The 24,848-nt window shown below is 70.0% G+C and carries 17 protein-coding genes and 1 riboswitch; of the genes, 9 read left to right on the top strand and 8 right to left on the bottom strand.

All coding sequences use genetic code 11. The features are described from left to right. Positions 1-14: 14 nt before the first annotated feature. Positions 15-159, bottom strand: a riboswitch (FMN riboswitch). Between the two features lie 76 nt (positions 160-235). After that, entirely contained in the window at positions 236-1,099 is an 864-nt protein-coding gene (locus AB4070_RS05765; protein WP_441979272.1) for an Fpg/Nei family DNA glycosylase, read from the bottom strand. An 80-nt stretch (positions 1,100-1,179) separates the two neighbouring features. Beyond that, positions 1,180-1,743: a GNAT family N-acetyltransferase gene (locus tag AB4070_RS05760; protein WP_441979271.1), complete on the bottom strand. Its 564-nt coding sequence runs from the start codon at positions 1,741-1,743 to the stop codon at positions 1,180-1,182. 78 nt (positions 1,744-1,821) lie between these two features. Between AB4070_RS05760 and mfd the strand changes: the two genes are divergently transcribed. The 4 genes from mfd (at position 1,822) to AB4070_RS05740 (ending at position 10,687) form a co-directional block, all read left to right on the top strand. Next, on the top strand, positions 1,822-5,397 hold the full coding sequence (gene mfd / locus AB4070_RS05755) for a transcription-repair coupling factor (RefSeq protein ID WP_441979270.1): 3,576 nt from the start codon (positions 1,822-1,824) through the stop codon (positions 5,395-5,397). A gap of 35 nt (positions 5,398-5,432) precedes the next feature. Beyond that, a complete protein-coding gene (locus tag AB4070_RS05750) occupies positions 5,433-6,059 on the top strand; it encodes a gamma carbonic anhydrase family protein (protein WP_441979269.1) in 627 nt (208 codons plus the stop codon). Beyond that, positions 6,056-9,100 (top strand): aminotransferase, encoded by a 3,045-nt coding sequence (locus AB4070_RS05745; protein WP_441979268.1) that lies wholly within the window; start codon positions 6,056-6,058, stop codon positions 9,098-9,100. Before AB4070_RS05750 ends, AB4070_RS05745 begins: the two co-directional genes overlap by 4 nt. A 159-nt stretch (positions 9,101-9,259) precedes the next feature. Next, the gene (locus AB4070_RS05740; RefSeq protein WP_441979267.1) at positions 9,260-10,687 is read left to right on the top strand and encodes an APC family permease; all 1,428 of its coding nucleotides are present in this window, start codon (positions 9,260-9,262) and stop codon (positions 10,685-10,687) included. A gap of 65 nt (positions 10,688-10,752) precedes the next feature. On the opposite strand, the gene gdhA is transcribed toward AB4070_RS05740, so the two are convergent. Beyond that, positions 10,753-12,123 (bottom strand): NADP-specific glutamate dehydrogenase, encoded by a 1,371-nt coding sequence (gene gdhA, locus AB4070_RS05735; protein ID WP_378874521.1) that lies wholly within the window; start codon positions 12,121-12,123, stop codon positions 10,753-10,755. 132 nt (positions 12,124-12,255) lie between these two features. After that, entirely contained in the window at positions 12,256-14,949 is a 2,694-nt protein-coding gene (locus AB4070_RS05730) for a phosphoenolpyruvate carboxylase (RefSeq protein ID WP_441979266.1), read from the bottom strand. A gap of 107 nt (positions 14,950-15,056) precedes the next feature. On the opposite strand from AB4070_RS05730, the gene nhaA reads away from it, so the two are divergent. The 4 genes from nhaA (at position 15,057) to AB4070_RS05710 (ending at position 19,188) form a co-directional block, all read left to right on the top strand. Continuing rightward, a complete protein-coding gene (nhaA, locus tag AB4070_RS05725; protein WP_441979265.1) occupies positions 15,057-16,226 on the top strand; it encodes a Na+/H+ antiporter NhaA in 1,170 nt (389 codons plus the stop codon). A 103-nt stretch (positions 16,227-16,329) separates the two neighbouring features. Then, complete coding sequence (locus tag AB4070_RS05720; protein ID WP_441980550.1) at positions 16,330-16,935, top strand: MazG family protein; 606 nt, start codon at positions 16,330-16,332, stop codon at positions 16,933-16,935. Between the two features lie 96 nt (positions 16,936-17,031). Beyond that, complete coding sequence (gene hisS / locus AB4070_RS05715) at positions 17,032-18,282, top strand: histidine--tRNA ligase (protein WP_441980549.1); 1,251 nt, start codon at positions 17,032-17,034, stop codon at positions 18,280-18,282. 84 nt (positions 18,283-18,366) lie between these two features. Beyond that, positions 18,367-19,188 carry an SGNH/GDSL hydrolase family protein gene (locus AB4070_RS05710; RefSeq protein WP_441979264.1) on the top strand — a complete coding sequence of 274 codons (822 nt, stop codon included), beginning with the start codon at positions 18,367-18,369 and terminating at the stop codon, positions 19,186-19,188. Here the strand turns inward: AB4070_RS05710 and AB4070_RS05705 are convergent. Then, positions 19,157-19,699 carry a VOC family protein gene (locus tag AB4070_RS05705; RefSeq protein WP_441979263.1) on the bottom strand — a complete coding sequence of 181 codons (543 nt, stop codon included), beginning with the start codon at positions 19,697-19,699 and terminating at the stop codon, positions 19,157-19,159. The genes AB4070_RS05710 and AB4070_RS05705 overlap by 32 nt on opposite strands. Before the next feature lie 87 nt (positions 19,700-19,786). Here AB4070_RS05705 and AB4070_RS05700 point away from each other — a divergent pair, with 87 nt between their 5' ends. Continuing rightward, a complete protein-coding gene (locus AB4070_RS05700) occupies positions 19,787-20,581 on the top strand; it encodes a helix-turn-helix domain-containing protein (RefSeq protein ID WP_441979262.1) in 795 nt (264 codons plus the stop codon). Positions 20,582-20,600: 19 nt separating this feature from the next. Here AB4070_RS05700 and AB4070_RS05695 read toward each other — a convergent pair whose 3' ends face one another. From AB4070_RS05695 to AB4070_RS05685, 3 genes are read right to left on the bottom strand one after another with little or no spacing between them, the layout of a single operon-like run. Continuing rightward, complete coding sequence (locus tag AB4070_RS05695; protein ID WP_441979261.1) at positions 20,601-21,830, bottom strand: APC family permease; 1,230 nt, start codon at positions 21,828-21,830, stop codon at positions 20,601-20,603. 4 nt (positions 21,831-21,834) lie between these two features. Further along, on the bottom strand, positions 21,835-23,553 hold the full coding sequence (locus AB4070_RS05690; protein WP_441979260.1) for a CocE/NonD family hydrolase: 1,719 nt from the start codon (positions 23,551-23,553) through the stop codon (positions 21,835-21,837). Beyond that, positions 23,550-24,848 carry an MFS transporter gene (locus AB4070_RS05685; protein WP_441979259.1) on the bottom strand — a complete coding sequence of 433 codons (1,299 nt, stop codon included), beginning with the start codon at positions 24,846-24,848 and terminating at the stop codon, positions 23,550-23,552. The genes AB4070_RS05690 and AB4070_RS05685 overlap by 4 nt, the downstream gene beginning before the upstream one ends.

Here is a 24,848-nt window from a genome sequence, read left to right as displayed (position 1 = left end):
ACGCACGTATGCGTCTCGTGCTGCCTCCCTTCCGGACTAGCGAGGTCTCCCTCGCATCACCGTCGGTCCCGGAATTCCACCGGATCGGCATCTCGATCTCTCGAGACGCTCGCGGACTGTCACCGCCGGTTCGGATTCCCACCGACCCCGGAGCACGTTGTTGATCTGAGTGTAGTCAACGCATCTGCGCAGATTTCATTCCAAGACATGAATCCGGGTGCGCCACGGCTCGCCGTCACTTGAGAAGCCGGGACAGTCGCCGGTCGGCGAGCACCTTGCCGCCGGTCTGGCAGGTGGGGCAGTACTCGAGCGAACGGTCGGCGAAGAACACGCTGCGGACGGTGTCGCCGCACACCGGGCAGGCTTCCCCCCGGCGGGCGTGCACCTGCATTCCTCGACGCTTCGCATCCTTCAGGTCGGCCGGTGGCTTGCCGGAGGCTTCGGCGACCGCTTCGGTCAGGGTCTCGCGCATGGCGTCGAAGAGGCGATCGATCTCCGCACCGTCGAGCGTGTCGGCGATCGCATACGGCGACATGCGAGCGGCGTGCAGGATCTCGTCCGAGTACGCGTTGCCGATACCGGCGATGACCGCCTGGTCGCGCAACAGCCCCTTGATCTGCATGCGGCGGCCCTCGAGCAGAGCGGCGAACGTCTCGCGCGTGAACGTCTCGTCGAGCGGATCGGGTCCGAGCCTGGCGATGCCGGGCACCTCCTGCGGATCGCGGACGACATACACCGCGAGCGACTTCTTCGTGCCCGCCTCGGTGAGATCGAACCCGCTCCCGTCGTCGAGCGCGACGCGCAGGGCGATCGGCGACTTGCCCGGCTTGATGAGCGTCGTGGGGAGGGCCTCGTACCAGCGCAGCCAGCCGGCCTTCGCGAGGTGGAACACCAGGTGCAGTTCGTCGCCGCAGGAGAGCACGACGAACTTGCCGAGACGGGTGGACGCCGTGATCGTCTGCCCCTGAAGCGCATGGATCGGCGGATCGTACGTCTTCAGCGCGGCGATCGCCGAGACGGTGGCGCGCATGATCGTGTGCCCCACGGCGCGCTCGGCGAGGAAGGTGGACAGCCCCTGGACTTCCGGCATCTCCGGCATGTGTTCATCCTGTCATCGGCCGCCGACACTGTCACCCTCGGCTGCCGAGGTGGTCATCGCCCGCCGCGCGGTCACGAACCTCAGAGGATCGGCCAGTCCACCGGCGTGCGGTCGTCGCTCGGCAGCAGCCCGGCCATCCAGCCGTCGTCCCGGCCCCGCGGGCTCGTGAGCGCCTGCCGTTGCAGGCCCTCGTACCGGAAGCCCAGTGCGCGCGCGGCGCGGGCGGAGGGGACGTTGCCCGCGACGGCCTGCCAGCGGATGCGCACCAGCCGGAGTCCGACGAACCCCCAGTCGACCACGGCCCTGCCCGCTTCCGCGAGATAGCCCTTGCCCCTGGCCGCCTCCGTCACCCAGTAGCCGAGCTCGGCGGTCGAGCCCGTGAAGTGCTCGGTCATGTTGTGCAGACCGATCATGCCGACGAGTTCGCCCTCCGCGTACATGCCCCAGACGACCTCCGACCCGGTGTCCCACTGCGCGGCGACCATGCGCACGAACTCTGCGGCGTCCTCGCGACCGTACGGACTCGGAACGGTCGTCCAGCGCGGGATCTCCGGGTCCTGGCAGGCATCCGTGATCGCATCGATGTCCGCCTCCGTCGGGGCGCGGAGGACGAGGCGTTCGGTGGTGAGGACGACGGATTCCATCCCGACAGCCTAGGGAGAACGGCGCCCTTGCGAACGCGGAGCGGCCGGAGTGTCGGTGGGCGCGACTAGTCTTGTCCGGTGACTGTTCCGGGGATTCTGCGCGCCTTGGAAGAGGCGTCTCTGTACCGCGATGCCCTCAGCTGGGCGCGCACCGACGCCGATCTCGGCCTGGTCGACGGGCTCGATGCGCCCGCGCTCGCCGGGCTGCTCGAGAAGCGCGCCGCGGCAGGGCACCCCGCCGCCCTGCTCGCCGTCGTCCCCACGGGCAGGAGGGCGGAGAGCCTCGCGCTCGCGATGCACGCCTACCTTCCCGACGCCGACGTCCTGACCTTCCCGGCCTGGGAGACGCTGCCGCACGAGCGGCTCAGCCCGAGCCCCGACACGGTCGGCCAGCGACTGCAGACCCTGCGCCGGATCGCCGAGTGGTCGGGCGATCACCCGCTCGTCGTCGTGGCATCCGTGCGCGCCGCGCTCCAGCCGATCGCGGGCAACCTGGGAGAGATCGCCCCGCTCGAACTCGCCGTGGGCAGCAGGGGCAACGAACTCGATCTGGTGGTGGAGCAGCTGGTCGAGCGCGCGTATTCGCGCGTCGACATGGTGTCCCGTCGCGGAGAATTCGCGGTGCGCGGCGGCATCCTCGACGTCTTCCCTCCTACGTCGGAGCATCCGTATCGCGTCGAGTTCTTCGGCGACGAGATCGATCAGATCCGCGCGTTCTCGGTCGCCGATCAGCGCTCCCTGCCCGGCGATGTCACCGGTGTCGATCTGCCTCCCACCCGCGAGCTGCTGCTCACCGCCGAGGTCCGCGATCGTGCCCGTGCCCTGGTCGGAGGCTTCCCCGCGATCTCGGGAATGCTCGAGAAGATGGCCGAGGGCATCCCGGTCGAGGGCATGGAGTCGTTGCTCCCCGCCGTCGCAGGGCCGCTGAAGTCGCTGGCCGAGTACCTGCCGGTCGGCAGCGCCACGGCGATCATCGACCCGGAGCGTTCGAGTGCGCGTGCCATCACCCTCGGCGACACGAATCGCGAGTTCCTCGATGCCGCGTGGAGCGCCGCGACCTCGGGAGCGTCGGCTCCCATCGACCTCGGCGCCGGCGACTTCCTGACGATCGCGGAACTGCGCGACGTCGTGCGGGACCGGGACGGAGTGTGGTGGCGGCTCAGCCCGTTCGGGGCCGGGCTCGGCGAGGGCGACGCCGACGCCACGAACCTCGGCGCCGCCGTCATCCCGTCGTTCCACGGCAACGTCGACGGCGCGATCTCCTTCGTCGAGGCGAAGCTGACCGACGGGTGGCGCGTCGTCGTGATCGCGGCAGGTGGCGGTCTGGTCGACCGCGCACGTGACGTGCTCGCCGACCGCGGCCTGGCCGCCAGAGTCGTCGAGACGCTCATCGAGGCACCGGAGGGCGGCGTCGCGACACTGGTCACCGGCTCCGTCGAAGCCGGCTTCCAGGTGGCGGAGGCGAAGCTCGCGGTCCTCACCGACAACGAGTTCTACGGCCGTACCATCGGCGGAGACCAGCGGGTGGTCAAGAAGCTCGCGTCGCGCCGCAAGAACGTGGTCGACCCGCTGCAGCTCAAGCAGGGCGACTTCGTGGTGCATGCCACCCACGGCATCGGCCGCTTCGTCGAGATGACCAAACGCGAGGTGTCCACCGGCGGACGCAACGCCACCAAGTCCATCCGCGACTATCTCGTGCTCGAGTACGCGCCCTCCAAGCGCGGGTACCCCGGCGACAAGCTGTTCGTTCCGACGGATCAGCTCGACCTGCTGTCGAAGTACGTCGGCGGCGAGGCGCCCACACTCTCGAAGATGGGCGGCAGCGACTGGTCGCAGGCCAAGGGCAAGGCGCGCAAGGCCGTCCGCGACATCGCCGTCGAGCTCGTGAAGCTGTACTCCGCCCGCATGAGCGCGAAGGGCCATGCGTTCGGGCCGGACACCCCCTGGCAGCGCGAGCTGGAAGAGGCCTTCCCATTCGCCGAGACCCAGGACCAGCTGCAGACGATCGACGAGATCAAAGCCGACATGGAGCGGCCCATCCCGATGGACCGACTGCTCTCGGGCGATGTGGGCTTCGGCAAGACGGAGGTCGCCGTCCGCGCCGCGTTCAAGGCGATCCAGGACGGCAAGCAGGTCGCCATGCTCGTGCCGACGACGCTGCTCGTGAAGCAGCACCTCGAGACGTTCACGGAGCGCTTCGCGGGCTTCCCGGTCAAGGTGCGGCCGCTGTCGCGCTTCCAGACCGACAAGGAGGCGCGCCTGACCCTGCAGGGGCTGCTGGAGGGTTCGGTCGACATGGTGATCGGCACCCACCGCATCCTCACCGATCAGGTGATCTTCAAGGACCTGGGCCTGATGATCATCGACGAGGAGCAGCGCTTCGGCGTCGAGCACAAGGACGCGCTCAAGAAGATGAAGACGAACGTCGACATCCTCGCGATGAGCGCGACCCCGATTCCGCGCACGCTGGAGATGGCGGTCACCGGCATCCGCGAGATGTCGACCCTGGCGACGCCACCGGAGGACCGGCATCCAATCCTCTCGTTCGTCGGTCCCCGCAGCGACAAGCAGATGGCGGCGGCGATCCGACGCGAGATCCTGCGCGAAGGCCAGGTGTTCTTCGTGCACAACCGGGTGCAGTCGATCCAGCGGGTCGCGAGTGAGCTGGCCGAGCTGGTGCCGGAGGCCAGGATCGCGGTCGCACACGGTCAGATGGCGGAGCACCAGCTCGAACAGGTCGTCGACGACTTCTGGGAGCGCAAGTTCGACGTGCTCGTGTCGACGACCATCATCGAGACCGGACTCGACATCGCGAACGCGAACACGATCATCATCGACCGCGCCGACAAGTACGGACTCAGCCAGCTGCACCAGCTGCGCGGCCGCGTCGGTCGTGGTCGAGAGCGCGCCTACGCCTACTTCCTCTACGACGAGATGAAGCCGCTGAGCGAGACCGCAGCCGACCGTCTGCAGACGATCGCGGTCAACAACGAACTCGGTTCGGGGATGCAGGTCGCGCTCAAGGACCTCGAGCTGCGTGGTGCAGGCAACATGCTCGGTGCAGAGCAGGCCGGCCATATCGCCGGCGTGGGCTTCGACCTCTACCTGCGCATGATCGGCGAGGCCGTCGCGACCTTCCGCGGCGACGAGGTCGAGACCGGGCAGGAGCTGCGGCTCGAGCTGCCCCTCGACGCGCGCATCCCCGAGTACTACATCGACAGCGAGCGGCTGCGCCTCGAGGCGTACCAGAAGCTCTCCGCCGCATCCGCTGCGACCGCGAAGGACGATGCCATCGACCTCGTCGTCGAGGAGCTCGTCGACCGCTACGGCACTCCGCCGGAAGAGGTCGAGGGGCTGCTGGCGGTCTCGCGCCTTCGTCGTCGTGCGGCACGGGCCGGGCTGACGGACGTCGTCGTGATGGGGTCGAACCTGCGCATCGCGCCCGCGCGGCTCGAGGACTCGATCAAGGTGCGGCTGCAGCGTCTGTACCCGAAGGCGAAGCTCGTCTCCGGGGGAGAGGCCCTGGTCGTGCCGATGCCCACGGTCCCTGCTGCAGTCGGCGTGGGGCTCGAGCCCCTGCCCGACGCGCAACTGCTCGAGTGGGTCGGACAGCTGTTCACGGCGATCTTCCCCGAGCCGGTCAAGGCCGAGTAGCGCGCGGCCGCGAGCGGCAGTACTAGTCTGGCCGCATGTTGTACGAGCACCTCGGGGCTCGCCCCCGCATCCATGACACCGCCGTCATCGCCCCCACCGCCGTCGTCTCCGGAGACGTGGAGATCGGGCCGGGCTGCCAGGTGCTGCACGGCGCCGTGATCACCGCCGAGGGAGGCACGATCACCCTCGGCGAGCACGTCATCGTCATGGAGAACGCGCTCATCCGGGCGACCGCGGCGAACGCGGTGCACATCGGATCGCACACCCTGATCGGCACGCTGTCGAGCATCGCCGGTGCGACCGTCGGGGAGGAGACGTTCCTCGCCTCGGGGTCGCGGCTGTTCAACGGCTCCCTGATCGGATCGCGCTGCGAGGTGCGCGTCAACGCGATCGTGCTGCGCCGCGCGGTGCTGCCTGAGGGCACCGTCGTGCCGATCGGGTGGGTCGCGGTCGGCGACCCGGTGCAGCTGTTCTCGCCCGACCGGGAGGAGGAGATCGCGGCGGCGCAGCCCGACCTCGACTTCCCCGGGCACGTCTTCGGCGTCGACAGGGACACCCCCGACCTGATGGTGCAGCTGACCGAGCGCTACGGCAGCTCGCTGTCGCGGCATGCCCACGATGTCGGCCTCGACGACGCGCACCGCGGGCAGCCCCGCGCATGACGGGCGACGTGGGCCTGGTCCGCCCCGCCGTCAGCACGTCCGATGCCGAGCGTATCGCCCTCGACTGCTGGGGGATCGTGGTGACCACGGAGGAACTGGGCAGCAACCAGGATCGGAACTTCCTGCTCACCGCGCAGGACGGGGCGAAGAGCGTGCTGCGGATCGACAACCCGGTGTTCGGCGAGCACGAGCGCGAGGCGCAGCACGTCGCGCTCGACGCCTACCGTGACGCAGGCGTCCAGGTCCCGGCGGTCCTCCCCGGGCTCGACGGCGCGCTCACCCAGCGCTGGAACGGGTTCGCCGTGCGGCGCAGCGAGTTCGCGCCGGGCGAGCCGATGGTGGACGCCGGATATCTCGCTCCCGTGGTGCTCGCGGAGTTCGGGGCGCTTGCCGCCGCATCCGTGAACGCGCTGTCGGCGCTCGATCATCCCGGCCTCGACCGCCGGCAGATGTGGGACATGCGCGTCGCGTACGAGCAGATCGATGCGCTCGCGCCGTCGATCGCCGATGCCGCACTCCGGGGACGGGTGCTGCGCGCCGCGACGAAGGCGCATGCCGCCGTCGAGCCTCTCGCCGACCGGCTCCCCGTGCAGGCGATCCACGGCGACCTCACGGACGACAACGTCATGGGGGAGAGGGGCGACGACGCACGGCTGCACCCGCGCACGGTGCTCGACCTCGGCGACCTCGGGCTCGGCTGGCGCGTCGCCGAGCTGGCGGTGTGCGCGGCATCGATGCTGCATCACGAGCCGGAGCGGCCGTTGCGGGTGCTCGAGACGGTCGCCGCCTTCCATCGCCATGCACCGCTGAGCGACGCGGAGGCGAGAGCGGTCTGGCCGCTCGTGGTGCTGCGTGCTGCCCTGCTGGTGGCGAGCGGGTGGCGTCAGCTCGAGATCGACGGGGGCAACGACTACGCGCGCGAGAGAGTCGCGGGCGAGCAGGCGATCTTCGACGCCGCGACACTGCTGCCGCTCGTCGAGATGACCGAGCACGTGCTCGCCGCGGTCGGTGTCGATGAGGGCCCCGGCTTCGACGCGGCCGATGTGGTGACCGATCCGGACGCCGCTCCTCTGGCCGCGCTCCTGCCGGATCTCACCGGCCGCGTCGCGGTGCTCGATCCCGGTGTCGAGTCCGCGGACCTCGACAGCGGACGCTGGCTCGAGGAGACGTCGGAGCGGGATCTGGTCGCCGACGCGATCGAGCTCGGTGTCGCCGTGGCGGTCCTGCCCTACGGGGTGTTCCGACTCACGCGGGCGCGCATCGACGAGGCGGAGTCGGGGGAGACATGGGCGACGGCGTGCGAGCTGCATCTCCCTCCGGGCCCTCGCGTGAGGGTGGCGGCACCGGCGAGCGGGCGGGTGACGCAACGGGGTCGGGTGGCCCGTCTCGTCCTCGATCTCGACGGTGCTGGCGACGGTGATCTCGACGGTGCTGGCGACGGTGATCTCGACGGTGATCTCGAGGGTGCTGGCGATCGACCCGGCGACGGTCACGACCGGGTGCTGGAGATCTCGGGGCTCGATGCGGAGGAGCGGCGCGAGCGTCCCGTGGCCGTCGGCGAGACCGTGGGCTGGCTCGCCGCCGCATTCGAGCCGCGACGCCTGACCGTCGGCATCCACCGCGATGACGCTCCCGAGCATCAGGCGGACGGTGCGCCACTCGTCGCGCCCGAGCGCGTCCCTGCGTGGAGTCGTCTCACCGCCGACCCTGCGCCGCTGCTCGGGCTGCCGTCGTTCATGCAGCGCGACGACGCGGCCGCGGAGCTGCGGCGACGTGAGCGGATCTTCGCCTCTGCACAGGAGCGCTACTACGAGCGTCCCCCGCAGATCGAACGCGGATGGCGGCACCACCTGATCGACACCACCGCGCGCACCTACATCGACATGGTGAACAACGTCGCCGGCCTCGGGCACGCCCATCCGAAGGTCGCCGATGCGGCGGACCGCCAGCTGCGCACCCTGGCCACGAACTCCCGCTTCCTGTTCCGCGACCTCGCGGAGTACAGCGAACGGCTGCTCGCGCTGATGCCGGAAGGAAGCGGACTCGACACGGTGCTGCTGGTCAACAGCGGGTCGGAGGCGGTCGATCTGGCGATCCGTATGGCCCAGGCCGCGACCGGACGACGCACGGTCGTCGCACTGCGCGAGGCGTATCACGGCTGGACCGCGGCGAGCGATGCGGTCACGACCAGCGCCTACGACAACCCCTCCGCTCTCGAGACGCGTCCCGACTGGGTGCACGTCGCGGATGTGCCCAACCGCTTCCGCGGCACGTATCGAGGTGCGGATGTCGCCGGGGACTATCTCGCCGACCTCGGGAGCGATCTCGACCGGCTGCAGGGCGAGGGGCGGGAGGTCGCGGCGTTCCTGTGCGAGTCGATCCTCGGCAACGCGGGCGGGGTGGTGCTCCCCGAGGGCTACCTGGATGGTGCCTATGCGCGGATCAGGGCGGCGGGCGGACTGTGCATCGCCGACGAGGTGCAGGTCGGGTTCGGGCGGATGGGGTCCGCCTTCTGGGGGTTCGAGCTCGCCGGCGTGGTGCCGGACATCGTCACGATCGCGAAGCCTATGGGCAACGGCTACCCGATCGGCGGAGTGATCACGTCCAAGCGCATCGCGGACGCGCTGTCGACGCAGGGGCAGTTCTTCTCATCGGCCGGGGGCAGCTCGCTCAGCTGCCGTGTCGGACTCGCGGTGCTCGACGCCATGGTCGAGGACGACCTGCAGCGCAACGCCGCCGTGATCGGCGCCCGCCTCGCCGAGGGCCTCCGCGGCCTCGCCGACCGGCATCCTCTGGTGGCCGTCGTGCATGGGGAGGGGCTGTACCTCGGCGTCGAACTCGTGCGTGACCGCGACACGATGGAGCCGGCCGCCGCCGAGGCTGCGGCGATCTGCGAACGGATGCGGGAGCTCGGTGTGATCGTGCTGACCACCTCCGAGAGATCCAACGTCCTGAAGATCAAGCCGCCGCTGTGCCTCACGGCCGAGAGCGCCGACCATGTCGTCGCGATGCTGGATCGGGTGCTCACCGAAGGATGGTGACAGCGGGGCGGATCTTCGAATCCCGCGGTCGGTCCGATTGTTAAAAGCGCATTTCGAACCGAATTCGCCGTAGCGCAGGTGATTCCCTCCGGTCCATACTGTTGCTCAGCGTCGGACGACCCGAAGTCCGACCCATGCGCTGTCCCCCGAGGAGTACCCATGGCCACGAAGACGAAGCCGCTCGCGCAAGGCGGAGGAACGCTGAAGAGAAACCTCGGGCTGTGGGCGATCGTCGGCCTCGGTCTCGGGTACATGACGCCGACCGTCGTGTTCGACACCTTCGGCATGGTCGCCCGTGACACGGACAACGTCGTACCGGCGGCGTACCTCGTCGCCCTGGTCGTGATGGTCTTCACCGCGATCAGCTACGGCAAGATCTCCAGTGCGATCCCGAGCGCCGGGTCCGCGTACACCTACGTGCGCGAGTCGATCCACCCGAACCTCGGGTTCATGGTCGGCTGGACGTCGCTCATCGACTACGTGCTGCTGCCGATGGTGAACTGCCTCATCATCCGCAGCTATCTGGAGGCGCTGTTCCCCGACATCCCGGGCTGGATCTGGGTGGTGCTGTACTGCATCCTCGTCACGAGCATCATCTACCTCACGATGCGCGGCACCTCGAACATGAACATGATCCTGCTGGTGTTCTCGATCGTCGTGATGGCCGTGTTCGTGGTCCTGGTCGTCGCGCAGCTGATGCGCGGCGACGGTGCGGGCACCGTCGCGTCGATGACCCCGTTCTTCCACGACGGGGCCACGATGGGTGCGGTGCTCATGGGTGCCACGATCGTGTGCTTCTCGTTCATCGGCTTCGACGCCGTCACCATGTACGCGGAGGAGGCGAAGGACCCGAAGATCATGCCGAAGGCGATTCTCCTCACCGTGCTGCTGGGTGGGGCGATCTTCCTGATCTCGGGCTACCTCACGCAGCTGCGTTTCCCCGACTGGAACGAGTTCGCCCCCGGCGGCGACATGCAGTTCGTGGAGGACTCCACGCTGCCGGTCATCGGGAACCTGGTCGGCGGCCCTGTGCTCATGGCCGTGCTGACCGCGGCCGGCTTCTGCGCGACCCTGGCCTCCGGTCTCGCCTCGCACGCCTCGGTGTCGCGCATGCTGCTGGTGATGGGTCGCAACAACGTGCTGCCGCAGCGGGCGTTCGGCTACATCAACCCCCGCACCCACACCCCGACGTTCAACATCGTGCTGGTGGGCGCCATCTCGCTGCTCGCGATCCCCTTCACGCTCGAGCTGATCGCGGCGTGGATCAACTTCGGCGCGCTGATCGCCTTCACGTTCGTCAACATCTCGGTGATCGCCTGGTTCGCGATTCGCAAGGGCCGCCGCAAGACCCCCGGCGACATCTTCAGCTTCATCGTGATGCCGGGCATCGGCATGCTGCTGACGGGCCTGCTGTGGGCGAACCTGCACGAGGACGCGCTGCGCGGCGGGCTGGTGTGGACCGCGATCGGGGTGGTCTACCTCGCGATCATCACCAAGGGCTTCCGCAAGAAGGTCGTCGCGTTCGACGAGAACCAGGCGGTGACCGGGTACAACAAGGTGGTCAAGGTGCCGGTCGACGAGAGCTGAGCCCGCTCCGGTCGCGATATGTCAGCTCAAAAGGCGGAAACAGCTGACATATCGCGACGGGAAGGTCAGATCACTCCCTGTGCAAGCATCGCGGCGGCGACGCGCTCGAAGCCGGCGATGTTGGCGCCCGCCACGTAGTCGCCGGGGACGCCGTGACGCTCGGCGGCGTCGAAGGCGGCGTGGTGGATGTCAGCCATGATCTCGCGGAGCTTGTTCTCGCTGTCGCCGAAGCTCCAGCGCTGCCGCGAGGCGTTCTGGCTCATCTCCAGCGCCGAGGTGGCGACACCACCGGCGTTCGCGGCCTTGCCGGGGGCGAACAGCACGCCGGCCTTCTGGAACGCATCGACGGCGTCGGGAACGCAGGGCATGTTCGCACCCTCGGACACGGCGCGCACGCCGTTCGCGATCAAGGCCTCCGCATCCGCCAGGGAGACCTCGTTCTGCGTGGCGGAGGGCACCGCGATGTCGACGGGCACCTCCCACACGCTGCCGCCTTCCACGAAGCGGGCGCTCGGGCGACGGTTCGCGTACTCGACGATGCGGGCGCGCTCGACCTCCTTGATCTGACGCAGCAGGTCGAGGTCGATGCCGGCGTCGTCGACGACGTAGCCCGACGAGTCGGACGCCGTGACCGCGGTCGCGCCGAGCTGGGTGGCCTTCTGGATCGCGTAGATCGCCACGTTGCCGGAGCCCGAGATGCCGACGCGCTTGCCGTCGAGGGAGTCGCTGTGCACGGCGAGCATCTCCTGCGCGAAGAACACCGCGCCGTAGCCGGTGGCCTCGGTGCGCACCTCGGCGCCACCCCAGCCAGTGCCCTTGCCTGTGAACATGCCCGACTCGTGCCGGTTGGTGACCTTGCGGTACTGACCGAAGAGGTAGCCGATCTCGCGCCCGCCCACGCCGATGTCACCCGCGGGGACGTCGGTGTGCTCGCCGAGGTGCCGGTACAGCTCGTTCATGAACGACTGGCAGAACCGCATGACCTCGGCGTCGGAGCGGCCGTGCGGGTCGAAGTCGGACCCGCCCTTGCCGCCGCCGATGCCCTGACCGGTGAGCGCGTTCTTGAAGATCTGCTCGAAGCCGAGGAACTTGATGATCGACAGGTTCACCGAGGGGTGGAAGCGCAGACCGCCCTTGTACGGGCCGAGCACGGAGGAGAACTGGATGCGGTAGCCGCGGTTGACGTGCAGCTTCCCGGCGTCGTCGATCCACGGCACACGGAAGAGGATCTGACGCTCGGGCTCGACCAGGCGCTCGAGGATGCCGCCGTCGACGTATTCCGGGTGGCGCTCCAGGACGGGTGCGATCGAGTGCAGCACCTCGTGGACGGCCTGGTGGAACTCCGGCTCGTGCGGGCTGCGGGAGAGCACCGTGTCGAACACGGGCTGCACGGAGTCGGCGAGCGGGTGGAAGTCGGCAGGAGACGTAGCGGTCACGCGGAAGGGCTTTCTGGTGGCGGATGGGGTGCGGGCGATCGTGTCGCACGCGAAAGCAGAGCCGGGTGAGGCGGAGGTTTCACTCTAGCGTCGGCCACAGCCGCGTCAGCGCACCCGGCGGGAGGGCTCGGGTCACCCGGTGTTCTGCAGGCCGGCGGCGACCCCGCTGACCGAGAGCAGCAGCAGCCGCTGCTGCTCCGCGTCGGCTCCGGAGCCGGTCGGGCCGTGATCCGCCGAACGCAGGGCCCGCAGCGCCCGGAGCTGCAGGAGCGAGAGCGCGTCGACGTAGGGGCTGCGCAGCTGCACGGCCCGCTGCAGCACGGGCTTGTTCTCGAGGAGTCCGGTGCCGCCGGTGAGACGGATCACCCAGCGCCGCGTGAGGGCGAGCTCGTCCAGCACCAGCTGGGCCAGGTCGTCGCGGTCACCGAGGGCGAGGTACTGGCGGGCGATGCGCTCGTCGGTCTTGGCGAGGCTCATCGCGACGTTGTCGATCATGGTGTGCAGCAGCGGCCACTCCCGGTACGCCTCGGCGAGCAGTTCCTCGTCGCCGACGGCTTGCAGGGCGGAGCCGAGTCCGAACCAGCCGGCGAGGTTGATGCGGGCCTGAGTCCAGGCGAACACCCACGGGATGGCGCGGAGGTCCTCGAGCGACTCGACCGACAACCCCCGTCGGGCGGGGCGCGAGCCGAGCGCGAGCAGGCCGATCTCCTCCATGGGGGTCACGGTGGCGAACCAGGATGCGAACCCCTCGGCCTTCACCAGCGAGAAGAAGCGCTCACGAGAGGCCGCGTCCATCGCCGAGGCGACCTCGGAGTAGCGCTCGGCCGCGCGGCTGGTGCGCTCCTCCTCGGTGGGGGACGATGCGAGCAGGGTGGCCGCGGCGACCTGGTCGATGTGCCGCATCGCGATCGCGGGCTCGCCGTAGCGCGCGAAGATGACCTCGCCCTGCTCGGTGAGCTTGAACCGGCCGTCGACCGAGTGCGGTGGCTGCGCCAGGATCGCCGAGTTGGCGGGGCCGCCGCCGCGCCCGAGTGCGCCGCCACGACCGTGGAAGAGCGTCAGTTCGATGTCGTTGTCCTGGGCCCAGCGCGCGATCTTCTCCTGCGCTTCGTACAGTGCCAGGTTCGCGGCGACGGGGCCCACGTCCTTCGACGAGTCCGAGTAGCCGAGCATGACCTCGAGTCGGTTGCCGGTCGCGGCCATGCGCTCGCGGAACTCGGGGAAGGTCACGGCCTCTGCGAGGATGCCCGGGGCGGCCTGGAGGTCGGCGAAGGTCTCGAACAGCGGCACGACGTCGAGCACCGGCGCATCGTCGCCGAGTGCGTACCGGGCGAGACGGTGCACATTGGCGAGGTCGGAGGCTGCCTGGGTGAAGGACACGACGTACCGTCCCGCCGCACGCAGACCCCGGTCGTGCTGGATGTCCGCGATCGCGCGGAACACGTCGAGCACCTCTTCGGTCTGTGCGCTGACGGCTTCGCCCGCGTCGAGCTCGGCGAGAGCCTTCGCGTGCACCTGGGAGTGCTGACGCACCTCGAGCTCGGTCAGGTGGAAACCATAGGTCTCGACCTGCCAGATGAGGTGCTGCACCCCGCCGAACGCGTGGCGCTTCGCGCCGGCGTCCGCGAGCGACGCCTGCACCGCCCGCAGATCGGCGAGCAGCTCCTCGGGACGCGCGTAGGGCTGGCCGCCGTCACCGCGGCGGGTGTCGGCGACGCGGCGCGCCAGCACCAGCAGCACGCGACGGTGCGGCTCATCGGGTGAGCGGGTGGCGAGCTCGGCCGCCTGGTCGGGCTCCGTCTGGGCGAAGCGCTCCCAGAGCGCCGTGACCTCGGCACTCGGGGGCGTGTCGTCTGCGGCGAGGGTGAGGGTCCGGCCGATGCGCCCCAGTGCGCGCTCGAGACCGCGCAGCACATGGTCCGCGGCGATCTGCGACGCCTCGCGCGTGACGGAGGCCGTGACGAACGGGTTGCCGTCGCGGTCACCGCCCACCCAGGAGCCGATGCGCACGAACGCGGGGACCACCGGGGCGCTCGCACCGGAATCGTCTCCGCGGAGCGCGTCGTCGATACGGCGGTACACGTGCGGCACCGTGGTGAAGAGGGTCTCATCGAAGACGCCCATCACGGTGCGCACCTCGTCGGTCGGAGTCGGCTTCTGCGACCGCAGCGGGGCCGTGCGCCAGAGCGTGTCGATCTCCTCCAGCATGCGCCGGCGGGCACGGTGCTCCTCCGCACCGCCCTCGCTCGCCGCATCGTGCTGCGTGAGCAGTTCGGACAGACGGCGGATGCTCGACGACACCGCACGACGGCGGGCCTCGGTCGGGTGCGCGGTGAAGACCGGGTGGAAGCGGAGCCCCTCCAGACGGCGTCGCGCCTCGTCGTCCCCCACCTCGGTGCGCAGGCGCGCGTATGCGGTGGCGACGGTGTCCGCGGCGTCCTCGCGACCCGGCTGGCCGGCGCGCTCGCGCAGCACGCGCACGCGCTGATGCTCCTCCGCGAGGTTCACGAGGTGGAAGTAGCAGGTGAAGGCGCGGGCGACCTCATCGGCACGGGCGACCGTGAACGACTCGGCGATGGCAGCGGCACGCTCGAAGGCGTCCGAGGTCTCGTCCTCATAGGCCTGGATCGTGGCGAGGCGCAGACGTTCGACGTCCTCGAACAGCTCGTCGCCACCCGCCTCGCGCAGCACTTGACCGAGCAGCTGGCCCAGCATGCGGACATCGGTGCGCATGGCATCGGGGATGCCCTGGCCCGCCTCGAATCGGCCGATCACGCGGATGGCCTCGGTGTTCGTGGGTTCGGAGAAGGAGTGTGCGGGGGTCACCCCTCGAGAGTATCCCGCGTGCGAGGGGTCGCCTGCACGCATGACGACGCACTCCGTCACGGCGTCATCGGGGGCCCGCAGCACGTGCGCGACCTACGATGGACGGGATGCGCATCTCAGCAAACCCCCTCCGCGGACAGCAGTTCCCCGCCGTCCTCCTCCTCATCGCGGCCGGTCTCGGCCTGTTGCTCGCGAACCTCCCGACGCATGATGCGCTCGCGGCCTTCCTCGAGGTGCACATCCCCGTGCCCGGCACAGCCCTCGACCTGTCGATCGCGCACTGGGTGTCCGACGGTCTCCTGGCCGTCTTCTTCCTGGTCGTGGCCATCGAGCTGCGCCACGAGCTGACCCACGGTGAACTCGACTCCGCGCGCAAGGCGGTGCAGCCCGCCATCGCGGCCACCGGGGGCGTCTTCGTCCCGATCGCGGTCTACCTGCTGATCGCCGGTGGGGACAGCGTCACGGCACCGGGCTGGCCCATCCCGACCGCGACCGACATCGCCTTCGCGCTCGGCGTGCTGGCGATGTTCGGCAAGGGGCTCCCCTCCCGAGTGCGCGTCTTCCTGCTCGCGCTGGCGATCCTCGACGACATCATCGGGATCGTCTTCATCGCCGTGCTGTTCGCCGTCGACGTGCAGTGGCTGCTGTTCGGGCTCGCGATCGTGGGCGTGGCCGTGTTCTGGGCCCTGAGCCGCCTCCTGCATGCGAAGGGCCACCCCCTGATCGCCGTGGCCATGGCCCTGGTCGGCGTGGTCACCTGGGGTCTGGTCGCCTCCTCGGGCATCCACGCGACGATCGCCGGCGTGCTGCTCGGACTCGTGATGGCCCCGGTCCCCGCCGAGCGCACGAGACACGCGCTCGAGCCGACGGTGAACGGGGCGATCCTGCCGCTGTTCGCCTTCGTCGCGGCGTTCGTCGTGATCCCCGCCGTCTCGATCACGCAGCTGTCCCCGGCGTTCTGGGCGATCGTGGTCGCCCTGCCCGTGGGCAAGATCATCGGCATCTCGCTGTTCGGCTGGATCGCGATGCGCATCCGCCCGAAGGGATCGGATCCGGCGCTGCCGTTCGCCGACATCCTCTCTGCCGGCGCTCTCGGCGGTATCGGGTTCACGGTGTCCCTGCTGTTGGCGAACCTCGCCTTCGCGGAGGACGGCGGCATCAGGGACCAGGCGATCCTCGGTGTGCTGGTGGGTTCGCTGATCGCGCTGGTGCTCTCCGGCATCATCGTGTCGCTGCGTGCGCGCTGGTACCGTCGGCTCGCATCCGCATCGTCGTGATCGGGTCGTCGTGATCGGGTCGTCGTGAGAAGGAGGAACCGTGAGCGTTGAATCCGAGGTCCGCTCGCACGGGGACGACCCGCTGCGCGAGGCTGCCGAGACCATGCGCGCGGTCAGGGAGCGCTGCGTGTGGTCGCAGCAGATCACGCATCGTGATCTCGTGCCCTATCTGATCGAGGAGTCGCACGAGGTGATCGACGCCGTCGAGGCGGGAAGCCGCGACGACCTGCGCGAGGAGCTGGGGGATCTGCTCTGGCAGGTGCTGTTCCACGCGGCGATCGCCGCGCAGGACCCCGATGACCCGTTCGACATCGACGACGTGGCGCAGACGCTCACGGAGAAGATGGTGCGACGTCATCCGCATGTGTTCGCCGGAGAGGTGGCTGAGACCCCCGAGCAGGTGCTGGTGCACTGGAACGCCGCGAAGGCCGCGGAGAAGCGCACCCGCAGCAGCGTGCTCGACGGAGTGCCGCGCGGGATGCCGGCGCTCGCGCTCGCGCAGAAGATCGCCGGTCGTGCAATCGGCGCAGGAGTGCCCGTCGAGCCGGTCGCCGCTGTCGCCGCCCCCGCCTCGGAGGGAGAGCTGGGCGACGCGCTCCTCGCACTGGTGGCGACCGCCCGCGAGCAGGGGTGGGACGCCGAGCGAGCCCTCCGCGAGAGGCTGCGCGCGGTGGAAGACGAGGTGCGCGCCGCCGAAGCCGCGCGCTGACCCCGGCACGACCATCCCGGCACGAGCATCTCGGCACGACGGAGTCGGCAGACCTGGAAAGATGGAACCGTGGCTACCGTGAACCCGCCGCGCGGCATGCGCGACATCCTCCCCGCCGACAAGGCCCGCCGTGAGCGTGTGCTCTCCGTCATCCGCGAGCGCTATCTCGCCCATGGATTCGACGAGATCGAGACGCCCGTCGTCGAGGAGTACGACCGCCTTCATGCCGGCATCGGCGGCGACAACGAGAAGCTCTCGTACAACATCCTCCGCCGTGGCCTGGATGCCGACGCGATCCGCGCCGCCGCCGACGACCCCGCCGCGCTCTCCGATCTCGGCCTCCGCTACGACCTGACGGTGCCGCTCGCGCGTTTCTACGCGAGCAACCGCGGTCAGCTGCCGGCCGTCTTCCGCTCGATCCAGATCGGACCGGTCTGGCGGGCGGAGCGCCCGCAGAAGGGCCGCTACCGCCAGTTCGTGCAGTGCGACATCGACATCATGGGGGACGACACCGCACGTGCCGAGGCCGAGCTGATGGTCGCCTCGCTCGACGCCGTCGACGCTCTCGGCCTCGACGGGGCGACCGTGCGCATCAACGATCGCCGGGTGCTGGAGTGGATGCTCGACAGCTTCGGGTTCACGGCCGAGGAGCGTCCCGGTGTGCTCATCACGATCGACAAGCTCGACAAGATCGGCCCGGAGGGAGTGGCGACCGAGCTCCGAGAGCGCAGCGCGTCGACCGCAGCCGCCGACGCGTTCGACGCCTTCCTCCGCCGCCCGCAGACGCTGGAGTACAACCCCTTCGGCGAGCGGCAGATCCGCAAGGCGCTGCCCGACGGCGCCCCCGCCGAACTCGTGGAGCACCTGGTCGGCATCGGCGAGGCCGTGGCTGCGGGGCGGGGACAGTCCGACATCCCGCTCGTCTTCGACCCGTTCCTCGTGCGCGGCATGGGGTACTACACGGGCACGATCTTCGAACTCGCGCATCCGTCCGTCAGCTACTCCCTCGGCGGTGGCGGACGCTACGACGGCATGATCGGCCGCTTCCTCGGGCAGCAGGTGCCCGCGGTGGGCTTCTCGCTCGGGTTCGAGCGCCTCGTCGACCTGATCTCCGAGGAGTCGGACGTCACGACGAACGCGGTCGTGCTGATCCACGACGCCGACGTTCCGGTGCACGAGCTCGTCACGCACAAGGCCGCGCTCATCGCGGACGGCGCCAGGGTCCGACTCGAGCGCCGCACCAAGAACGTCAAGGCGCTGCTCGAGCGTTCGGCGGCCGACGGCTACACCTCGTTCGCGATCGTTTCCGCCGGCGCTGCAGACCTGGAGCTCAAGCCCCTGTCTTGAGCATCGTCCGTCCGGCTTCCGAGGGCGCCTGCCGGACCGATGCGCGTTCACGCCGCGTTCACGCCGACGGGGTGCAATCGTGGGGTGAGTCGCATCGGCACCCCGTTCGTCGTCCGCATCGTCCTGGCTGGCGCCGCTCTGGCCATCGTCCTCGGGGTCGTCCGCGTCGTGCTGGTGCAGCAGGCCGCGCTCGCCCGACGGCGGATCGGGAAGCCGCTGGGGGAGCACTCCCTCGACGCGGATCGTGTCTGGCGTCGGTCGCTCGGCGGCGAGCCGCTGGAGCTGCTGGTGCTCGGCGACTCGATCGCGGCAGGGCTCGGGGCCGAGCACCGCAAGGAGACTCTCGGCGCTCGCCTGGCGAAGGCGACGGGGCGCCGGTTGCAGCGACCGGTGCGGTTGCGCACGGCAGCCGTCGTCGGGTCGGAGTCTCCCGATCTGCCGAGTCAGTTCGATGCGCTCCCCGAGGGATACCGTCCGCACGTCGCCGTGATCGTCGTCGGCGGCAATGACGTGACGCACCGACTGCCTCCTGCGCTGTCGGCACAGCATCTGCATGAGGCGATCCGCAGGCTGCGCGGCATGGATGCCGAGGTCGTCGTCGGCACGTGCCCCGACCTGGGCGCGCTCCGCGCCGTGCCGCAGCCGCTGCGGCGGATCGCCTCCGGTCTGTCCCGCCGCCTGGCCGAGATCCAGGACGAGACGGCGCGGCGAGCGGGCGCGGAGCCGGTCGATCTGCGTCGGGCGGTGGGCCCGATGTTCTTCGACGAGCCCGAGGCGATGTTCAGCCTCGACCGCTTCCACCCGAGCGCCCTGGGCTACCGCCGCACGGCCGAGGCGCTGCTTCCGGCGGTGTGCCGCGCGGCGGAGCGGTCGCTCAGCTCGCCTCGTCCGCCGGAGACGCGCTGAACGACGCCGCCCACTCCGCCACCCGACGGCTGCTCTCCTCGTCCGAGATGTCCTCGACGCGCGTCATCACAGACCAGCGCACCCCGAACGGATCGCGGATGCTGGCGAAGCGATCACCCGAGACGAAGGGTGCGGGTGCTTCGCGCACTGTCGCCCCCGCGGCGACCGCCTTCTCGACGACCGCATCGACGTCCGCGACGTACAGGCCCATCGAGTAGCAGTCGTCGTCGCCCTCCGGGGAGCGCACGAGGTGGTACTCGGGATGGGGCTCTCCAAGCTGGAGCAGGCCGAGACCGAAGTCCAGGTCGGCGTGCGCCACCACGCCGCCGAACTCGGTCACGTCGACGACTCTGGCTCCGAAGACGTCGCGGTAGAACGCGATGGCCAGCTTCGCGTCGGGGATGGCGAGGAAGGGGGTGAGCGAGGTGGCGCTGTGCGGGCGGCCGTTCGTCGTGTACGTCCCGTTCGCGCCGGTCGTGGGGGTGTGCATCGTGGTGTGGTCTGTGCTCATGACGCAACGGTAGGACAGGGGATGCGGCGGCGGCTTGAAGATCCGCGACAGCCTCGCCCTGTCGGCGTCGGGGCCTACGCTGGGCCGATGGTGAACCCGACCCGCGGGGTGCTCTACCCCGCTCGCCTTCCGCAGTTCCACCGGCTGCCACCGCCGCCAGCAGCCGCGGAACTGGTGGAGTGGTTCTGGATCCCGGAGTGGGACATCGAGCCGGGGCGCTCGTCGCGGCAGGAGATCGTGGCGTATCCGGCGCTGAACCTGGTCGTCGATGCGAACACCGTCACGCTCGCCGGAGCGACGACGCGGGCGTCGCACCGCGATCTGCGGGGGAGCGGCTGGGCCGTCGGGGCACTGCTGCGTCCGGCGGCCGTCGCCGCCCTGATCGACGATCCGGCGTCTCTCGTCGACGGCGAGCGGGGCCTGGATGATGTCGTGGAGGGGATCGCCGACCTCCGCGGCGCCGTCTCGGCAGCGATGGCCTCTGGCGAGGGCCACCGCGAGAAGGCGGTGGCGATCTTCGCCGACTGGCTCGAGGAGCGGGCCGCACCGGTGGAGCACTCCGCCCACCAGGCCAACGCCGCCATGGACGCGCTGTGGGGCGACGGGGCGGCGCTCACTCCCGAGGAGGCTGCGACGCGGCTGGCCGTCTCGGTGCGGACTCTGCAGCGTATGACCCATCGCCATGTCGGCCTCCCGCCGGCCGCCGTGATCCGCCGTCGGCGCTTGCAGGAGGCGGCGGAGCGGGTGCGGGAGAGTCCAGAGACTGACCTGGCTTCGATCGCCGCCGAGCTCGGCTACGCGGATCACGCGCATCTCACGCGCGACTTCCAGGCGGTCCTCGGCATCCCACCGCGTGCTTACCGCTCCGAGGCGACCAGCTGAGATCCGATCCGTGCGCGTATCAGACCCGTGCGAGTCTCAACCGCAGCATCCGATATCCGACGCCGACGAGCACCACGACGGTGCCCACGAGGGAGGCCAGCACGGGCAGCGTGGCGACCAGCACCACGCAGCCGAGAGCGCCGACGATCTGCAGCGCACGCGGGTAGCGGCGGGCGGGTCCGATCTGCCGGAAAGCGGCGGCGTTCGCGATGAGGTAATAGAGCAACACGCCGAAGGAGGAGAATCCGATGGCGCCGCGCAGATCGGCGATCAGCACGATGGCGACCACGATCGCGGCGATGGCGATCTCCGCGCGCTGCGGCACCTGATGCCGACGGTCGATGGCGGCGAGGAACCGAGGGACGTCACCCTCGCGAGCCATGGCGAGGGTCGTGCGACCGATTCCCGTCAGCAGCGCCAGCAGAGCGCCGAGTGAGGCGGCAGCCGCTGCCACACGGACGACCGGTGCCCACGTCGAAGCGCCGGCGGCGGCGAGCAGATCGACCAGGGGAGCCGTCGAACCTATGGCACCGGCGCCGAGCACCAGGACGACGGCGAGTCCCACCAGCGCGTACACGACGACCGTGCCCCCCAGCGCCAGCACGATGGCACGAGGGATCGTGCGCCCGGGATCGACGACCTCCTCACCCATGGTCGCGATCCGGGCGTATCCGGCGAACGCGAAGAACAGCAGGCCGGCGCCCTGGAGCACTCCGTAGGCCGTGGCATCGGGCAGGGGTGTCGGGTTCGCCGCCGGAGCGCTGGCGAACCCGAAGACGACGACCATCGCGAGACCGAGCAGGGAGCACACCACGAGGATGCGGGTGACCAGGGCGGTGCGGGTCACGCCGAAGCAGTTCACGACGGCGAGCAGCACGACAGCGGCGACCGCGACGGGCAACTGCCAGCCGGCCGGTGCCGCGTAGGCGGCGAACGTCATGGCCATCGCCGCGCAGCTCGCGATCTTGCCGATCACGAAACTCCACCCCGCGATGAACCCCCACCAGGAGCCGATCTCCGCGCGGGCGTACGCATAGGTGCCACCGGCCACCGGGTGGGCAGCGGCGAGCTGCGCCGATGAGGTGGCATTGGCGTACGCGACGACCGCGGCGATCGCGAGGGCGATGAGGACGCCGCTGCCCGCGACGCCGATCGCGGGAGCCCACACGGCGAAGACGCCGGCGCCGATCATCGAGCCGAGGCCGATGGCGACCGCGTCTCCGAGGGTCAGGCGACGGGCGAGGGGCATCCCGTCATCGTGTCACGCGCCGGTGAACGGCGGGTGAAGAGGCGTCCGAGCGTGACGGCACGACGGCCAGTGCGGGCAGCGTGAGGGTAGCCGGCGCCGTGCCGCCCACGCGGACGGTCTGATCGCTCGGGACGAGCCGCGAGTGGTCGCGTACCGGGTCCTCGGTTCCGGGGTTGCGCAGGTGCAGCGGGTGCGCGCCCGACGACACCTGCACGCGCAGGCGTGATCCCGCCGCGAACCGGTGGGCGAGGGGCGCGAGGTCGAGACGGATCCGACCGGCCTCGTCCGTGTGCACCTCGTCCGTGTGCACCCCCTCCGTGTGCTCCTTTTCCGGCCGAAGGCGCCGGTACCCGTCGGTGAGGGCCCGCGAGACACCTCGCGCATCCACTTCGCACAGACGGACGAACAGGTCGGCACGCGGGTTGGACGATGCGAAGGACAGCGTGATCGCGGGTGAGCCCATGACGAGGAGGTCGTCGGGAAGCGGGCCTCCCGTGAAGACGAGCACGTCGGCCCGGTGTTCGCGGGTGCGTTGGGGGCGCCGCCCGGCGGAGAACGGATTGAGGGTCCTGCCACCCGCATCCGGGGTCGGGTCCGCCGGATCGTAGCGATACGTGAGGTCGGCGGCGGGGTGCGCGACGCCCGCGGCGTCGAGGCGCCCATCGCGGGTGAGTTCCAGCTCCACGGCCGTATGCGGCGGGGGCCAGTTCTCCAGGTCCCGCCAGCCGCCACCACCTGTCACGTCGATGCGCACGCCCTCGGTCTGCGCCGTTCCGGTGAACGAGCGCAGCACCTCGCGGACGCCGATGACGGTGATGTCGGGTGCCCCGTGCACCCAGTCGCCGACGATGAGGCGAACCGGACGACCCGCATCGCGGAGGGCCGCGTAGTCGTCGAGCTGGCCCACGAGGAACAGATCCTGCCAGCCGGCGACGAGCGTGACGGGCGGGATGGAGTCGACGTCCTGTGCGAAGTGCATCGGCTCCCACCAGGGGTCGCCCTGATCGCTGTGCTCGACCCAGTCGCGGTAGAACTGCGGATCGGCGCCTCGGGCCACACGTACGGCATCCGCCGGCGGGACGGCGAGCGCACCGCGACGGAATCCGCGCCGGGCACGCAGCAGCGCCCAGGCCTTCGATGGCAGCGACCGCTCCTGGATGTCGAGGGCGTATGCCCACGTGAGCGGGGTGTCGATCGAGAATCCGCCGCCCGGGTAGAGGATGGCATCGTCGAAGCGCCGCGCGGAGATCGCGATGCCGAGGGCGTCGGGGCGGTCGTCGCCGTCGCAGTACGCCCACTGCGTCACCCCGAAGTAGCTTCCGCCCCACGAGTGGACGCGTCCGGTCGCCCACGGCTGCATGCGCAGCCACCGCATCGTCGCCTGTCCATCGGCGACCTCGTCGTGCAGCGGATCGAAGGTCCCGCCAGAGCCGAACGTGCCGCGGCAGCTCTGCACGACCACATGGTGCCCTCGCTCGGCCAGGAAGAGCGCGACGCCGGCGATCCCGTCGCGGCCGTACGGCGTGCGGATCAGGATCGTGTCCCCACCGGATCCTTCCGCGTGCCAGTGATCGGTGAGGAGTGCGGTGCCGTCGTCTGCCGTGACCCGGATGCCGGCGGTCCGGGCGACGTCCGGGTGTGTCTTCGCCGGCATGTCGTCGGCGCGGGCGAGGCGCCGGTACTCGCGCCGCGCGGCACCGCCAAGGCGGGGAGCATCGGTCATCGCACGCCCTTCACTCTGGTGACCGCGAACGCGGCGATCACGGCCATCACGACCGCGCCGATGTAGAGGGCCGCGAAGTTCTCACCTGTCGGCGAGCCTATGCGGGTCGCGAAGAATCCGAAAACGGGGACGAGGATGCCGGGCAGCAGGTAGGCGAGAGCCACGATGCCGAGGTCCTTGCCGGCGTCTTCGACCGAGGGGAGGCACTCCGTCATCAGCGCGACGTCGGCGGCGATGTAGGCGCCCTGGCCCGCCCCGACGATCGCGATGCCGACGAGGAAGAAGGCGATGTCGCCGAAGGAGATCGCGAGGATGAGACCTCCGGCGCTCGCGAGGGCGCCGATGATGACGCTCGGCTTGCGGCGACCCGTGCGATCGGAGATCACGCCGAACACGAACGCCATGACCAGGTTCATCAGTGTGAAGGCCGCCGTGGCCTGGGTCTGCACGGCCGCGATCTCGGTCGGGTCGTCGATGCCGAAGCGACCGGAGATCGTGAGGTAGAGATAGCTCGTGACCGAGACGATCGACGCGGTCATGAAGAAGCGGCACACCCAGGCCCACGCGAAGTCCGGGTAGCGACGCGGACTCAGCCAGAACGTGGCGAGCACCCCGCTCCAGTCGAGCGGCTCGGCGGGCAGCAGCCGCCGGATGTCCTTCAGCGTGAAGAACAGCGTGAGCGCGAGGACCACGGAGAGGCCGCCGGGGATCAGGAACATGCCGACCTGGCCCAGGGGCGCGACGATGCCCGCGAGGGAGACTCCGCCGAGGATGCCGATGGCGGTGGCTGCGCCGGTGACGGCGGACATGATCGCGCGGATGCTGCGGCGGATCTGATCCGCGAACAGGGTGTGGACCGTCATCGACACGGCACCCCATCCGACGAGCACCAGGATCGTGCCGACGCCGAGCACGAGGAGGTTCGGCGCGGTCGCCTGGATCACGTAGCCGATCAGGGCGATCAGCGCGCCGGAGAGGATCCAGGGGCGGCGGATGCCGAGCCTCGACATCGAACGGTCGCTGAGCCGACCGAAGATCGGCGTCGTGATGAGGATGGCAGCGCCGCCGAGGGTGAGGATGATGCTGAGGTTGCCCGTCGCCTGGTCGGGGTCCCATTCCTTGAGCAGCTGGGGGATCGCGACACCGGCGACACCCTGGGCGATGCCGGAGCCGAACCACGCGAGCACGAAGGTGATCCAGAACAGGCGCGTCTGGCGCTGGCCGGGGATCGCGTCGGCGGTGAGCGGGGGCGCGGGCTCTGCGGGGAAAACGGGATCGACGGCGTGGGTGGACAT

It is taken from the genome of Microbacterium sp. 2RAF4 (assembly GCF_052115285.1).
Lineage (GTDB): Bacteria > Actinomycetota > Actinomycetes > Actinomycetales > Microbacteriaceae > Microbacterium > Microbacterium oxydans.
This window is presented reverse-complemented; position numbering and strand designations above follow the sequence as displayed.